The sequence below is a fragment of the Streptomyces sp. SN-593 genome (assembly GCF_016756395.1).
Classification (GTDB): domain Bacteria; phylum Actinomycetota; class Actinomycetes; order Streptomycetales; family Streptomycetaceae; genus Actinacidiphila; species Actinacidiphila reveromycinica.
The window spans coordinates 1,886,546-1,901,049 of the sequence record NZ_AP018365.1; the positions used below are offsets into that span (position 1 = coordinate 1,886,546).

At 75.2% G+C, this 14,504-nt stretch carries 11 protein-coding genes; 7 read left to right on the forward strand and 4 right to left on the reverse strand.

The genetic code is table 11. The features are described 5' to 3' along the window. Nucleotides 1–25 precede the first annotated feature (25 nt). The 4 genes from RVR_RS07870 (at nt 26) to RVR_RS07885 (ending at nt 5,883) form a co-directional block, all read left to right on the forward strand. Complete coding sequence (locus RVR_RS07870; protein ID WP_202233164.1) at nt 26–583, forward strand: beta-class carbonic anhydrase; 558 nt, start codon at nt 26–28, stop codon at nt 581–583. Nucleotides 584–734: 151 nt separating this feature from the next. Further along, nucleotides 735–1,784: an AAA family ATPase gene (locus tag RVR_RS07875; RefSeq protein ID WP_237404630.1), complete on the forward strand. Its 1,050-nt coding sequence runs from the start codon at nt 735–737 to the stop codon at nt 1,782–1,784. Next, complete coding sequence (locus tag RVR_RS07880; protein ID WP_202233165.1) at nt 1,784–3,493, forward strand: DUF58 domain-containing protein; 1,710 nt, start codon at nt 1,784–1,786, stop codon at nt 3,491–3,493. Before RVR_RS07875 ends, RVR_RS07880 begins: the two co-directional genes overlap by 1 nt. Further along, on the forward strand, nt 3,490–5,883 hold the full coding sequence (locus tag RVR_RS07885; RefSeq protein ID WP_202233166.1) for a transglutaminase TgpA family protein: 2,394 nt from the start codon (nt 3,490–3,492) through the stop codon (nt 5,881–5,883). The genes RVR_RS07880 and RVR_RS07885 overlap by 4 nt, the downstream gene beginning before the upstream one ends. 457 nt (nt 5,884–6,340) lie before the next feature. Here the strand turns inward: RVR_RS07885 and RVR_RS07890 are convergent, their stop codons facing one another. From RVR_RS07890 to RVR_RS07900, 3 genes are all read right to left on the reverse strand, one after another. Further along, nucleotides 6,341–6,757, reverse strand: coding sequence for a DUF3040 domain-containing protein (locus tag RVR_RS07890; protein WP_202233167.1), 417 nt, complete (start codon nt 6,755–6,757; stop codon nt 6,341–6,343). Between the two features lie 247 nt (nt 6,758–7,004). Next, nucleotides 7,005–7,787, reverse strand: a complete 783-nt coding sequence (locus tag RVR_RS07895) for a methyltransferase (protein ID WP_202233168.1) — start codon at nt 7,785–7,787, stop codon at nt 7,005–7,007. Nucleotides 7,788–7,906: 119 nt separating this feature from the next. Continuing rightward, entirely contained in the window at nt 7,907–8,440 is a 534-nt protein-coding gene (locus RVR_RS07900) for an SAV_6107 family HEPN domain-containing protein (protein ID WP_237404631.1), read from the reverse strand. 167 nt (nt 8,441–8,607) lie between these two features. On the opposite strand from RVR_RS07900, the gene RVR_RS07905 reads away from it, so the two are divergent. The 3 genes from RVR_RS07905 (at nt 8,608) to RVR_RS07915 (ending at nt 13,426) form a co-directional block, all read left to right on the forward strand. Further along, complete coding sequence (locus RVR_RS07905) at nt 8,608–9,231, forward strand: TetR/AcrR family transcriptional regulator (RefSeq protein ID WP_202233169.1); 624 nt, start codon at nt 8,608–8,610, stop codon at nt 9,229–9,231. Between the two features lie 207 nt (nt 9,232–9,438). Continuing rightward, nucleotides 9,439–10,962: a phytoene desaturase family protein gene (locus tag RVR_RS07910; RefSeq protein WP_202233170.1), complete on the forward strand. Its 1,524-nt coding sequence runs from the start codon at nt 9,439–9,441 to the stop codon at nt 10,960–10,962. Nucleotides 10,963–11,149: 187 nt separating this feature from the next. After that, nucleotides 11,150–13,426, forward strand: coding sequence for a terpene synthase family protein (locus RVR_RS07915; RefSeq protein ID WP_202233171.1), 2,277 nt, complete (start codon nt 11,150–11,152; stop codon nt 13,424–13,426). On the opposite strand, the gene RVR_RS07920 is transcribed toward RVR_RS07915, so the two are convergent. After that, the gene (locus tag RVR_RS07920; RefSeq protein ID WP_202233172.1) at nt 13,420–14,484 is read right to left on the reverse strand and encodes a hypothetical protein; all 1,065 of its coding nucleotides are present in this window, start codon (nt 14,482–14,484) and stop codon (nt 13,420–13,422) included. The genes RVR_RS07915 and RVR_RS07920 overlap by 7 nt on opposite strands. Nucleotides 14,485–14,504: the final 20 nt, after the last annotated feature.

Genomic DNA, 14,504 nt, shown 5'->3' on the forward strand with positions numbered 1-14,504 from the left:
GCGCGGCTCGGATACCGTCATAGACATGTCGATAGATGCCAGCGCCCCCGCGAACCCCCCCGCCCCCGGCACCGCACCGGGCGCCGACGCCCCGGTGACCGACCGGCTGGTCGAGGCCAACCGGCGCTACGCCGAGCAGTTCACCGACCCCGGCATGGGCGCCGCGCCCGTCCTGAGGGTCGCCGTCGTCGCCTGCATGGACGCCCGGCTGGACCTGCACAAGGCCCTCGGCCTGGAGTTGGGCGACTGCCACACCATCCGCAACGCGGGCGGTGTCGTCACCGACGACACCATCCGCTCCCTCGCCATCAGCCAGCGGGCCCTCGGCACCCGCTCCGTCGTACTGATCCACCACACCAACTGCGGCATGCAGACCATCACCGAGGACTTCCGCACCGACCTGGAGCACGAGGTCGGCCAGCGCCCCACCTGGGCGGTCGAGGCGTTCACCGACATCGACCAGGACGTGCGGCAGTCGATGGCCCGCGTCCGCACCTCCCCGTTCCTCGCCCACACCGACGACGTGCGCGGCTTCGTCTTCGACGTGCACACCGGCCTGCTGCGGGAAATCACGAACAAGTAACGGCAGGCGAGTGACGTGGCCCTCCCCGTGAGGGAAGAATGCAGGGTGCGGCACGTCTCGCCTCCGGCGGGCGTTGCGCAGTCGGGGAGGGCCGCGGTCCAGGGACGACCGAGGCCCTGGGGCCCCAATGGAACAGGCCGAGGAGTACCGGGTGACGACCTTTGACGCTCGAGCGGAACTGAGCGATCTGACCACGACCGCGGAGCGGGTGCGCCGGAGCGTGGAGAACGTGATCGAGGGCAAGCCCGACGTCGTACGCATCGCACTGACCGTCCTGCTGGCCGAGGGCCACCTGCTGATCGAGGACGTGCCGGGCGTCGGAAAGACCATGCTGTCCAAGGCGCTGGCGCGGTCCATCGACTGCTCCGTCCGGCGTATCCAGTTCACCCCCGACCTGCTGCCCTCGGACATCACCGGCGTGAGCGTCTACGACCAGCAGCAGCGGGACTTCGAGTTCAAGCCGGGCGCGATCTTCGCCCAGATCGTGGTCGGCGACGAGATCAACCGGGCCTCGCCGAAGACGCAGTCGGCGCTGCTGGAGTCGATGGAGGAGCGCCAGGTCACCATCGACGGCACCACCTACGAACTGCCCAGCCCCTTCATGGTGATCGCCACCCAGAACCCGGTGGAGATGGAGGGCACCTACCCGCTGCCCGAGGCGCAGCGGGACCGCTTCACCGCCCGGGTCTCGATCGGCTACCCGAGCCCCGAGGCCGAGCTGAAGATGCTCGACGTGCACGGCGGGGTCTCCCCGCTGGACGACCTCCAGCCGGTCGCGCACGCGCACGACATCGTGAAGCTGATCGAGGCGGTCCGGCAGGTGCACGTCGCCGATCCGATCCGCCGCTACGCGGTGGCCCTCGTGGGCGCCACCCGCAGCCACCCCGACCTGCGGCTGGGCGCCTCCCCGCGCGCCACCCTGCACCTGGTGCGGGCCGCCCGCGCCTCCGCGGCCCTGGACGGCCGCGAGTACGTCCTGCCCGACGACGTGCAGGCGCTGGCCTCCGCGGTCCTCGCGCACCGGCTGCTGCCGACCGCGCAGGCGCAGCTCAACCGGCGCACGCCGGAGCAGGTGGTGGCCGAGATCGTGCAGCGCGTGCCGGTGCCGGACCCGGCCGCGGGCGGTGCGGCCGGCGTCGCCGGCTGGCCGCAGCGGCCGGCCGGACAGCCCCAGGGCATGCCGGACACGCGGGGCCTGTGATGGGCTCGCCCGCCGGCCCGGTCCCTCCCCCGCCGGGCTCCCGGCCGCCCGGGGCGGCTCCGACCGCACCGCCGCAGCCCGCGGGACCGTACCCCGGACCGCACCCGGGACCGTACGCGGCTCCGCCGCCGGGGCCGTACACGGCGCAGCAGGCCCAGGGGCCGTACACGGGCCGGCCGGCCCCGGGGCCGCACGCCGGGTCGTACGCGCCGCCCGGGTCGTACGCGCCGCCGGGGCCGTACACGGCGCAGCAGGCCCAGGGGCCGTACGCGGGGCAGCAGCGACCGCCGGGCGGGGCCGGGGCCGGGCCCGCCGACGAGCGGCCGCCGGGCGGCTTCCGCCGGGCGCTGGGCGGCCTGACCACGCGCGGCCGGTCGTTCGTCGCCGCCGGGGTGGCCGCGGCCGCCTGCTCCTACGTGCTGGGCCAGTCCGACCTGCTGCGGGTCGGACTGCTGCTGGCCGCGCTGCCGCTGGTGTGCGTGGCCGTGCTGTACCGCACCCGCTACCGGGTGGCCGGCAGCCGCCGGCTGGCGCCCTCCCGGGTCCCGGCGATGTCCGAGGCCCGGGTGCACCTGCGGGTGGACAACGTCTCGCGGATGCACACCGGCCTGCTGATGCTCCAGGACCGGGTGCCCTACGTCCTCGGGCCGCGGCCCCGGTTCGTGCTGGACCGGGTGGAGCCCGGCGGCCACCGCGAGGTGTCCTACCGGGTCCGCTCCGACCTGCGCGGCCGCTACCCGCTCGGGCCGCTCCAGCTCCGGCTGACCGACCCCTTCGGCATGGTCGAGCTGACCCGGTCCTTCAGCGCCTTCGACACCCTCACCGTGGTGCCCAGGGTCGAGCCGCTGCCGCCGGTGCGGCTGGCCGGCGAGTCCTCGGGATACGGCGAGAGCCGCACCCGGGCGCTGGCGCTGGCCGGCGACGACGACGTGATCCCGCGCGGCTACCGGCACGGCGACGACCTGCGCCGGGTGCACTGGCGGTCGACCGCGAAGTACGGCGAGTTGATGGTGCGCCGCGAGGAGCAGCCCCACCGCGCGCACTGCACGGTGCTGCTGGACACCCGCCGGGACGCCTACTTCGGCGCCGGACCCGACTCCGCCTTCGAGTGGGCGGTGTCCGGCGCCGCGTCGGTGGCCACGCACATGCTGGAGCGCGGCTTCGCGGTGCGGCTGCTGACCGACACCGGCAGCAGCGTGCCGGGGCCCGAGGGCAGCTCCGGCTTCGGCGCCGACTCCGGCGACATGGCCGGGCTGCTGCTGGACACCCTCGCGGTGGTCGACCACTCCGACGGCGACGACCTGGCCGGGGCCTACGACGTGCTGCGGACCGGCGGCGAGGGCCTGCTGGTGGGCTTCTTCGGCGACCTCTACCAGGAGCAGGCGGCCACCATCGCGCGGATGCGGCAGCGGGCCGGCGGCGCGGTGGCGTTCGTGCTGGACAGCGACGACTGGCTGGCCCGCGAGCTGGGCGGGCGTCCCGGCCCCGAACTGTCGGCGGTGCAGCCGGGCGCCGACGGCGGGGAGCCGGACAGCACCGAACGCGCGGTGCGAGTGCTGCGCGAGGCGGGGTGGAGCGTGGTGGAGGTGCGGCCGGGTGCCTCACTGCCGGAACTCTGGCAGCAGGCGGACCGTTACCGGTCACGCGAGCAGACGCAGCAGCAGGCGCGGGCCGAGCAGGCGCCGCGGGGAGCGGGAGCGGCGGGATGAGCGGACGCGCACGGCTCACGGTGTGCGCGGTGGTGGCCTCCTTGCTGGCCGCCGCCGCGTTGCTGCCGCTGACCGACAGCAGCACCTGGTACGGCAAGGCGCTGCTGGTGGTCCTCCTCCAGGCGGCGGTGGGTGCCGGATGCCGCCGGGTGCCGCTGGCCAGGCCGCTGACGGTGCTGGTGCAGGCCGTGGTGTCGCTGGTCGTGCTCACGGTGATGTTCGCCTCGCAGCAGGCCCTCGGCGGGGTGCTGCCCGGTCCGCAGGCCCTCCAGCAGCTCGGACAGGTGGTCCAGCAGGGCATCACCGACGTCTCGAACTACTCGATCCCGGCGCCGGTCAGCCCCGGCATCAGGATGCTGCTGGTCGGCGGCGTGACGATCGTGGCGCTCGCGGTCGACGCGATGGCCGTGACCTACAACAGCGCAGCCCCGGCCGGGCTGCCGCTGCTCGCGCTGTACTCCGTCGCCGCCGGTCTGGACAGCGGCAGCGCGGCATGGCTGTACTTCCTGCTGGCCGCCGCCGGCTACCTCCTGCTGCTGCTCGCCGAGGGCCGGGACCGGATGTCCCGCTGGGGCCGGGTGTTCAGCAGCGCGCCGCCGCCCGGCGCGTGGAGCGGCGGCCAGTTCGGCCAGCCCCGGCCCACTCCGGTGCGCGGCGCCCGGCGGATCGGCGTGATGGCGCTGGGCATCGCGCTGATCGCGCCCGCAGCGCTGCCCTCGCTCGGCGACGGCCTGCTGGACACCTCCGGGCACGGCGGCAGCGGGCTCGGCGGCCGCGGCGGTTCGGTCAACCTGATCGCCGCCCTCCAGGACAACCTGAACCAGCCGAGCAACAGCGAGGTGCTCACCTACAGCACCAGCGCGAAGCCCGCCTCGGACATGTACCTGCGGATCGCGGCGCTGGACAAGTTCGACGGCACCCAGTGGGTGCCCTCGGACCTGCCGACCGAGGCCCTGCCGACCGAGCTGCCGCGCCCGCAGGGGATGGCCGCCGACGTGAAGTACACGACCGCCACCACCCGGGTCCAGGTCGACGACAGCTACGTGCAGAGCATGCTGCCGGTGCCGTTCCCCGCGACGAGCGTGCGGACCACCGGCGACTGGAAGTACCAGCCCGAGGGCCGGATGCTCGTCGGCGAGCACGGCCAGACCGCCGCCGGCCAGCGCTACACCGTGACCAGCATGGAGGTCGAGCCGACCGCCCAGCAGCTCGCCCAGGCCCCCGAGGCCACCGGCCGGATCGCCGAGCAGTACGAACAGGTGCCCAGCTCGCTGCCGGCGATCGTCAAGCAGACCGCCCTGCAGGAGACGAAGGGCGCCACGAACGACTACCAGAAGGCCGTCGACCTCCAGAACTACTTCACCTCCGGCCAGTTCGTGTACAACACGCAGGCCAAGGCGGGCACCGGGGTGGACGCGATCGCCCGGTTCCTCCAGACGAAGGAGGGCTTCTGCGTCCACTTCGCCTTCACCATGGCGGCGATGGCCCGCACCCTGCACATTCCGGCCCGGGTCGCGATCGGCTTCACGCCCGGCTCACCCGCCGCCGACGGCGACGGCCTGATGACGGTGGGCCTGAAGGACGCGCACGCCTGGCCCGAGCTGTACTTCGAGGGCATCGGCTGGACCCGGTTCGAGCCGACGCCGTACCGCGGCAGCGCGCCCGACTACACGCAGAGCACGACGCCCACCGGCGGCTCCGGCGACCAGGACGTCGCGCCGCACACCTCGGCGCCCGCCACGACCGACACGCCCGCCCCGACGCAGAGCTGCGCGCCGGGCACCACCGCGGACGGCACCGGCTGCTCGCAGGCGGCGCTGCCGGCGAGCGGCGGATCCGGCGGCGGCTTCGGCGGCGGCCGGGCGGCGCTGATCGCGCTCGCCGCGCTGCTGGTCCTGCTGCTGCCCACCGCGCCGGTGCTGTGGCGCTCGCGGCTGCGCAGACGCCGGCTCGGCGGCGGGGACCGGGTGGAGGGACTCGCGCTGTCCGCGTGGCGGGAAGTCGTCGACACCGGCTGGGACTACGGCATCCCGCCCGACGGTTCGGAGACACCGCGCCGGGCGATGGCCCGGCTGGTGCGGGACGGGCACCTGGAGGGCGAGCCGGCCGAGTCGGCGGCCCGGCTCGCCACGGCGGTGGAGCAGACGCTCTACGCCGCGCGGCCCCGGCCGGCCACCGGGCTCGCGGACGACGTCCAGCGGGTCCGCCGGGGGCTGAAGGCGGGCACGAACCGCCGCGGCCGGCTCCGGGCCGCCCTGCTGCCGCGCTCGGCGGCCAGGGTCGGATGGGCGCTGTCCGCCCGCTGGGCGGCGTTCACCGGGCGCACCCGGGCCGCCGTGCAGCGGTTGGCCGCGCCGCTGCGCCGGAGGGCGGCGCGGGAGGCGTCCTAGGGTCGGTCCGGCCGGACGCGTCACCGCCGCAGCGGGGCGAGCCGTACGAGCCTCAGGGCCGGGCCGGCGCGCCCCGAGGCCGGTGCCGGCCGGGGTCCGCGCAGGGGCAGGGCGGGCTGGCGTCCGCGCAGGTGCGGGGCGGGCCGGCGTCCGCGCAGGGCCGGGGCCGGGTCGTACGGCTTCGAGAGCCGGAGTCCGCGTCGAGGCGCCGGGACCGGCCGCGGACGTGGTGCGGGCGGCCCGCACAGGGGCGGCCGATCAGCGCGGGACCCGGTCGTCACACCGCCGGCCGGCGCGGCGCCTGGCCGTCGTAGGAAGCCGAGTCCTCACCGGGTCGGCTGTGCGGCGCACCGACGGCGCGGGAGGGGACGGGACGGGACGCGCCCGGACCTCCGGAGCCCGGACACCGCGAGGAAGGGCGCGGCCCCCACCGGGGTCGCGCCCTTCCTGCGACGGCTCACTGGCCCTGTTGCTGGTCGCGGCGGCGCTGCCACCGCTCCTCGATGCGGTCCATCACCTTGCCGCGGCGCTGCTGGCGGCGGCGGGCCCCGAAGCGGCGACCGAAGTGGCCGGGGATCGCGGCGGGCCCGGCCTCCGGAGGCCGGTTGGCGCGGCGCCAGGCGGTGACCGCGAGCACGGCACATGCGAGCATCACCAGGAACCCGACGACACCGAGCCAGGACTGCTGCGCGACCATGCCGCCCATGAGCAGCCCGATCCCGCACAGGAAGCCGAGCACGGCCAGGTAGACCCGACGACGGGTGAACGCGCGCACTCCGTTTCCCTCGAGCGCCGACGCGAACTTGGGATCTTCGGCGTACAGCGCTCGCTCCATTTGCTCGAGCATGCGCTGCTCGTGCTCCGAGAGCGGCACGGAGACCTCCTACTCGTCGGTCGCGCGGGGCCGCGACCGGGTCCGACCCTTTCAGGATAGGCGGGAATCCGGTCCGTGAAACCCACCCCACTGCGCCAATCCGACGGGGCACTTCTTCCCCGCCGAGCGTCACGTCATGCCAGCATACGGTGAGGAATGACGCCGTGGGCGGGGCTGTGACGGACTCCGCGACAGGGCCGGCCGGGCTCCGGCGGGCCTTCGCCCGGGGGCGTCCGGCCCCGACGGGTCAGTCGCGCTCGGCGAGGACGTGGAGCTGGGTGGCGACGGAGTGGAAGCCCGGGTCCTCGGCCGCCGCCAGCTCCAGCCGCAGCAGCGCCTCGGCGGCGCCGGGCTCGGTGTCCACCAGCACCCCGGGCACCAGGTCGGCGAAGACCCGCACCCCGTGCACGGAGGCGGTGCGCAGCCCCGCCTCCGTGACCAGGCGGGTCAGGTCGTCGGCGGTGAAGCGGCGGGGCAGGGAGTCCGCCGCGCCGTATCGGCCGTCCGGGTCGAGCAGCGCCTGCTGGGCCTCGGCGAAGTGGCCGGCCAGCGCGCGGGCCAGCACCGCCCCGCCGCGGCCGGCGGCGAGCAGGCTGAGCGAGCCGGCCGGGCGCAGGGCGTCCACCACGTTCCGCACGCCCTCGGCGGGGTCGTCGACGTACTCCAGCACGCCGTGGCACAGCACCATGTCGTACCCCCCGGGGCGGACCACACCGAGCAGGCCGTGCACGTCGCCCTGGACGGCGGAGACGCGGTCGGTGACGCCGGCCTCGGCCGCCCGGCGCTCCAGGGCGAACAGCGCGTCCGGGCTGGGGTCGACGACGGTCACGCGGTGGCCGAGGCGGGCGACCGGCACCGCGAAGTTCCCGGTGCCGCCGCCGGTGTCGAGGACGTCGAGCGCAGGTCGGTCCGCGGCCTTGGCACGCCGTTCCAGGGCCCCCTGGAGGACCTCCCACACCACGGCGGTACGAAGGCTGGCACGGGGTCGGATCGGGTCCACCCCTCCTGGACGGGACCCTGCTCGGGACATGGCGGGCGGCTCTCCTCGCGATGGTGCTGGCTGCTGCGGCGGACGGCGTGGGCGCCGCCCCGTCCCCAACTCTAGGCCGTGTCCGGCGCTCCCCGTCCCGGGTCCGGCGGGCCGCGGCGCTACGTGTCCGACACCGTCCCGGCCGGGGCGGGCCGGAGCAGCAGCATGCGCTCCACCAGGCGCAGGAACATGCCGGCCGCGCGCAGCAGGTCGTCGGCGTCGCGCGGGCCGGCGGCCGCGGGTATGCCGGCGTCGGCGCGCGCCCTGCGCTCGGCGCCGGCCGCGAACAGCGCGCTCCACTCGCCCAGTTCGGGTGCGACCTCGGGCAGCACCTCCCACGCGCTGCGGATGCGGGCGCGCTTGCGGGGGCTCTGCTCGGGCCGGCCGCGGACGGCGAGCACGGCGGCGGCGGTGCGCAGGGCGGCCAGGTGGGCGGTGGCGTACCGCTCGTGCGGGGCGTCGAGGTGGGCGGCCTCGGCGAGCCCGGCGCGGGCCTGGGCGAGCAGGTCGAGTGCGGCGGGCGCCGCGCCGGCGCGGCGCAGCACGGGGTGGATGTCGGCGGGGCTTCCGAGGCCGGCGGGGGCGCCGGAGCTCCCGGGCGGCGGGGGCACGGACGGTGTCGGCGGCATGGACGGCATCGCGGGTAGGGCCATGGCGGCCTCCTTTCTCCGTTGCTTCCTCATCGGCTTCCCATCATCGGTGCCACCACTGACAATCGGCTCTGACCTGCGCGGATTGCGGACGCTACGCGCGTATCCGGGTGCGCGCGGCCGTGACGCGGTGGAAACACGGGCGTCACGGTGCGGGCAGAATCGGGGCCATGACCTCCGCACGACGCCGGGCGACCCGGCGAAAGCTCTTCGAGGCCGCCGTCACCCTCATCGCCGAGCAGGGCTTCTCCGCCACCACGGTCGACGAGATCGCCGAGCGCGCCGGCGTCGCGAAGGGGACCGTCTACTACAACTTCGCCAGCAAGAACGTGCTGTTCGAGGAGCTGCTGCGGCACGGTGTCGGGCTGTTGACGGCGTCGCTGCGGCGGGCCGCGGACGAGACCGCGGCCCGCGGCGACAGCCGGGTCGACGCGCTGGACGCGATGATCCGGTCCGGCCTGGCGTTCATCGTGCGCTACCCGTCCTTCACGCAGCTTTACGTGGCGGAGCTGTGGCGTACCAACCGCACGTGGCAGGACACGCTCATGGCGGTCCGGCAGGAGGCCGTCGCCGTGGTCGAGAAGGTGCTCGGGGAGGCGGTGGAGCGCGGCGAGGTGAGCGGGGAGATCGACGTGCCGCTCACCGCGTCCGCGCTCTTCGGGATGGTGCTGGTCGCCGCGCTGGACTGGCAGGCGTTCCAGCCCGAGCGGAGTCTCGACGACGTGCACGAGACGCTGTCGCGGTTGCTCCAGGGACGGGTGGGCGGCTCCGCGGCCCACCGATGTGCTCGGTGATCCGCGGGCCAACCCCCGTTGCGGACGGTGCCCGCACGCCCGGTTCCGCCGCCCCGTGCCGGCGGGTTCGGGGTGCGCCCCGTCCGCGTGCTCCACTCTTCCGGCCGCGCCGGGCCCCGCCATCCGTACAGGTACTCATCCGCGCGGCTAGGTATGCGGGCGGGGCCGGGGGGACGGCCGGGCGCGCGGCGTGGATACGCTCGCGGGATGGGACGGATTGCGGTGGTGGGCGCGGGGATGGCCGCGATGGCGGTGGCGGCGCGGCTGGCGACGGGCGGGCACGAGGTCGTGGTGCACGAGCGTGCGGAGACCTACGGCGGGGCCGTGGGGCGGTACACGCGGGACGGGTTCGCCTTCGACACCGGCCCGGGCCTGCTGGTGCTGCCCGCGGTCTACCGCGACCTGTTCGTGAAGACCGGCCGCGAGCCCCTGGAGGAGTGCGTCGGGCTGGCGCAGGTGGACCCCGCCGGCCGCCACCTGTTCGCCGACGGCACCGGCGTGTCGCTGCCCAACGCCTCCCGCTCGGGGGTGATCGGGGCGCTGGACGCGGCGTTCGGCCCGGGCGGCGGCGAGCGCTGGAGCGACGTGCTGGTCCGGGCCCGCGAGGTCTGGGAGGGGGTGCGCAGGCCGCTGCTGGAGGAGCCGGCCGGCGACCCGGGGCCGCTCGCACGGGACCCGTACCCGGGCCGCCGCAGGGGCCTGCGGCGGCGGCCGCCGTACCTGGCGGAGGTGGCCGCCGACGAGCTGGGCGGCGACCCGCGGGCGGCCGCGCTGCTGGAGTGGTACGCCCTGGCGTACGGGCTCGACCCGCGGACGGCGCCGGCCGCGGCGGCGGTGCTGCCGTACCTGGAGCAGTCGTTCGGCCTGTGGTACGTCCGCGGCGGGATGCGGGCCCTGGCGGACGCGCTGCACGCCCGCTGCCGCGCCCGGAAGGTGGAGTTCCGCTTCGGCTCCGAGGTGGCGGGCGTGGAGGTGCGCGGCGGCGAGGTGCAAGGGCTGCGGTTCACCGACGGCTCGACCGCCGCCGCCGACGTGGTGGCCGCCTCGGTACCGCTGCCGTACCTGCCGCAGGAGACCCTCCCGGCGGCCACCGGCGACCCGCTGACCGGGGCCCGGGACGAGCCGGGGCGCTGCACCGTGCACGTGGCGCTGCGCGGCTCCCGCCCGGCCGGCACGGCGCACCGTACGGTCGTGCACGCCGCGGACCGCGGGGCCGCGCTGGACTGGGTGTTCGGGCGCGGCCGGGCGGAGGTGCCCGCGGCGGACGCGCTGACCGTCGGCGTGCTGCGGCCCGACGACCCGGCGGGCCGGCCGGACGACGGGCACGAGGCGGTCACCGTGACGGCGACGGTGCCGCGGCACGCCACCGCGGGCGCGCGCCACGGCGCCGGACGGGACTGGTCCGCCGACCGCTTCGCGGACGCCTTCGCCGAGCGGATGCTCCAGGTCGCGGAGCGGGCCGTGCCGGGCCTGCGGGAGCGGGAGTTGTGGCGCGAGGTCCGCACCCCGCTGGACGTCGAGCGGGAGACGGGGGCGGCCGGCGGCAGCGTGCCGGTCCCGTCGCTGCCCGGTGCCGGCGGCGCCCTTCTGCGCCCGCCCAACCGGACGGCGCTCAAGGGCCTGTACTTCCTGGGGGGTTGGGCCCATCCGGGCGGCGGGCTCCCGCACGCGGGGATGTCGGCGGCGATCGTGGCCGACCTGGTCGCCGGCGGCCCGGGCGGCAGCCGCTGACGGCTCCCGGGGCCGCGCCGCCGGCGCCGCGCCGCACCGCGGACCCGGGACCAAGATCGTTAATCGTCGAGCGGCGGAATTCAACTCATCGGGCGGAAAAGGGCGTTGCCGGCCCACGACGCCGGCGGGCGCCGACCTAGCGTGAGCGCTGTACAGGTCATCGGTTGAGCGGAAGGTCTTAACGGAGATGCCGCAGCCCTTCGAACTGCCCGCGTTCTACGTGCCGTACCCGGCGCGGCTGAACCCCCACCTCGAACGCGCCCGCGGGCACTCGAAGGACTGGGCCCGGCAGATGGGGATGATCGAGGGCTCCGGCATCTGGGCCGAGTCGGACTTCGACTCGCACGACTACGCCCTGCTGTGCGCGTACACCCACCCGGACGCCTCGGGGCCGGAGTTGGACCTGGTCACGGACTGGTACGTGTGGGTGTTCTTCTTCGACGACCACTTCCTGGACATCTTCAAGCGCACCCCGGACATGGCGGGCGCGAAGGCGTACCTGGACCGGCTGCCGGCGTTCATGCCGGTGGACCTCGCGCAGGAGGTCCCGGAGCCGGCGAACCAGGTCGAGGCGGGGCTGGCCGACCTGTGGCGGCGGACGGTGCCGCGGATGTCGCACGGCTACCGGCGGCGGTTCCACGAGAGCACCCGGCACCTGCTGGAGGAGTCGCTCTGGGAGCTGTCCAACATCAGCACCGGGCGGGTGTCGAACCCGATCGAGTACATCGAGATGCGCCGCAAGGTGGGCGGCGCGCCGTGGTCGGCGAACCTGATCGAGCACGCGGCGGGCGCCGAGGTGCCCGACGCGATCGCCGCGAGCCGTCCGATGCGGGTGCTGCGCGACTGCTTCGCGGACGCCGTGCACCTGCGCAACGACCTGTTCTCCTACCAGCGCGAGATCGAGGACGAGGGCGAACTGTCCAACGCCGTACTGGTGCTGGAACGCTTCCTCGACCTGGCCCCCCAGGAGGCCGCGGAGGCCGTGAACGACCTGCTGACCTCGCGCCTCCAGCAGTTCGAGCACACGGCGTTCACCGAGGTGGAGCCGCTCTTCGAGGAGTTCGGGCTCGACCCGGCGCAGCGGCTGGCCGTGTTCGGCTACGTCAAGGGGCTCCAGGACTGGCAGTCCGGCGGCCACGAGTGGCACCTGCGCTCCAGCCGCTACATGAACGGCGCGGACGACCGCGCGCGGGCGGTGGGCGTGCTCGCCGGGCCGAACGGCATCGGCACCTCGGCCGCGCAGATCGCCGGCTCGCTCGCCGCGACGCTGCCGCAGCGCGCCCGCGCCTACGGCCACGCGCCGTTCCAGCGGGTCGGCTGGGTGCGGCGGGCGCCGGTGCCCATGCCGTTCCCCACGACGCTCAGCCCGCACCTGGACGCCTCCCGCGCGCACAACGCGGACTGGAGCGGACGGATGGGCCTGCTGGACGCCGAGCCGGGCTTCCCGGTGCCGGGCGGCCTGTGGAACGGGAGGAAGCTCGCCGCCTACGACTTCGCGCTGTGCGCGGCGGGCATCCACCCGGCCGCGTCGAGGGAGGAGTTGGACCTCACGACCGACTGGCTGACCTGGGGCACCTACGGCGACGACTACTACCCGCTCGTCTTCGGCCGGGCCGGCGACATGGCGGCGGCCCGGATCACCACCGAGCGCTTCAAGCTGTTCATGCCGCTGGACGCGGGCGCGGTGCCGCCGCCACTGACGGCGCTGGAGCGCTCGCTCGCCGACCTGTGGCGGCGCACCGCGGGTCCGATGACGCCGGCCGAGCGGCGGCGGTTCCGCACCTCGATCGAGGAGATGTGCGAGAGCTGGCTGTGGGAGCTGGCCAACCAGAAGCTCAACCGGGTGCCGGACCCGGTGGACTACATCGAGATGCGCCGCAGGACCTTCGGCTCGGACCTGACGATGAGCCTGTCCCGGATCGGCCACGGCGACGCGCTGCCGGACGAGGTCTACCGCTCCCGGCCGGTGCGCGGCATGGAGGTGGCCGCCCAGGACTTCGCCTGCCTGCTCAACGACGTGTTCTCCTACCGCAAGGAGATCGAGTTCGAGGGCGAGATCCACAACGCGGTGCTGGTGGTGCAGAACTTCCTGGACTGCGGGCCGCAGCAGGCGATGGACGTCGTCGGGGACCTGATGGCCGCCCGGATGGCGGAGTTCCAGCACATCACCGAGACCCAACTGCCCACGCTGCTGACGGAGTTCGACCTCGACGAGAAGGCCGGCGAGGTCCTGCTCGGCTACGTCCAGGAGTTGCGGGACTGGATGGCCGGCATCCTCACCTGGCACGAGGGCTGCGCGCGCTACACGGAGGAGACACTGCTGGAGCACTACCCTCACGTGGCGGCCGCGCCGGCGTCGCGGCACCCGTGGGCCACCCCGTCGGGCCTGGGCCTGTCCGCGGCGCGGCTGCCCGCCCTGCTGGGCGACCGCCGGGGCCGTCCGGCGGCGGACGCCGGTCAGTAGCGGTACGGGTCGTACGGGTCGGCGTACTCCTCCTGCTGCTGCGGCTGTTGGCCGTGCTGCTGCTCGTACGGCGGCTGGTGCGGCTGCTGCGGGATGTACGCCTGCTGCTGGTCGTACACCTGCTGGTCGTAGCCGTAGCCGCCGTACGGCTCGGCCGCGGGCTGCTGCGGGTAGGGCTGCGGGAACCGCCAGTCCCCGCCGGCGTCCTGGCCGCCGTACCCGCCGCCGGTGTCCTGGCCACCGAACCCGCCCCCGGTGTCCTGGCCACCGAACCCGCCCCCGGTGTCCTGGCCGCCGAACGCGCTGCCCTCCGTGCCGCGGGAGTTGCCGAACACGTCGTACTCGTCCGGGTCGTAGCCGTAGGACGCGGCGGCCGCGGCGGCCGCCGCGGGCTGCTCCTGGTAGCCGCCGCCCTGGCCGCCCTGGTGCTGGCCCTGCTCCCAGGACGGCTGCTGCTCGTACCCGGTCCAGCTCTGGTAGCCCTGCGCGCCGTACCCCTCGTAGCCGCCGCTGGTGTACGGGTCGGGGGTGTACGTCGACTGGCCGTCGTAGAGCGGGTACTCGCCGCTGTCGTCGAGCATGGGCATCGGCTGGTACACCGCCTGCTCGGCGCCGTACCCGTCCTGGCCGTCACCGGGCAGGGCGGAGAAGTCGTGCACCGCGGTGGCGCCGACGCCCGCCAACTCCTCGGCGGACTGCTGCGGCCCGGCCGGGTCGTCGGCGTCCGGCTCGATCGGGCCGACCTCCAGCACCGGTTCGGCCGGGCGCGTGCCCGCCGCCCTGCGGCGGCGGCTGGAGCCGGGGCGGCCGCCTATCGACCACCCCGTGGAGAACCCGCGCTTGTAGGAGAGCGTGACCATGCTCTGCCCGGTGCCGAAGGCCACCGCGCCCAGCAGGATGAGCACGACGCTGCGCTCGGCGACCCCGACCACCAGGCCGAGGAACCCGGCGAAGGCGAGCACCCGCCAGCGCAGCCGGGCCTTGTACTGCAACAGCACCTCGCCCAGCAGCCACAGCGCGACGATGCCGAACGCGATGTAGAGCACCGAGTAACCCATGTGCCCACTTCCTCACCTAG

Excerpts from the sequence above, each read along its gene's own strand:
- RVR_RS07870 (WP_202233164.1), top strand. The coding sequence starts at position 26 with ATGTCGATAGATGCCAGCGCCCCCGCGAACCCCCCCGCCCCCGGCACC.
- RVR_RS07880 (WP_202233165.1), top strand. The coding sequence starts at position 1,784 with ATGGGCTCGCCCGCCGGCCCGGTCCCTCCCCCGCCGGGCTCCCGGCCG.
- RVR_RS07885 (WP_202233166.1), top strand. The coding sequence starts at position 3,490 with ATGAGCGGACGCGCACGGCTCACGGTGTGCGCGGTGGTGGCCTCCTTG.
- RVR_RS07895 (WP_202233168.1), bottom strand. The coding sequence starts at position 7,787 with ATGTCCCGAGCAGGGTCCCGTCCAGGAGGGGTGGACCCGATCCGACCC.
- RVR_RS07900 (WP_237404631.1), bottom strand. The coding sequence starts at position 8,440 with ATGGCCCTACCCGCGATGCCGTCCATGCCGCCGACACCGTCCGTGCCC.
- RVR_RS07905 (WP_202233169.1), top strand. The coding sequence starts at position 8,608 with ATGACCTCCGCACGACGCCGGGCGACCCGGCGAAAGCTCTTCGAGGCC.
- RVR_RS07910 (WP_202233170.1), top strand. The coding sequence starts at position 9,439 with ATGGGACGGATTGCGGTGGTGGGCGCGGGGATGGCCGCGATGGCGGTG.
- RVR_RS07915 (WP_202233171.1), top strand. The coding sequence starts at position 11,150 with ATGCCGCAGCCCTTCGAACTGCCCGCGTTCTACGTGCCGTACCCGGCG.
- RVR_RS07920 (WP_202233172.1), bottom strand. The coding sequence starts at position 14,484 with ATGGGTTACTCGGTGCTCTACATCGCGTTCGGCATCGTCGCGCTGTGG.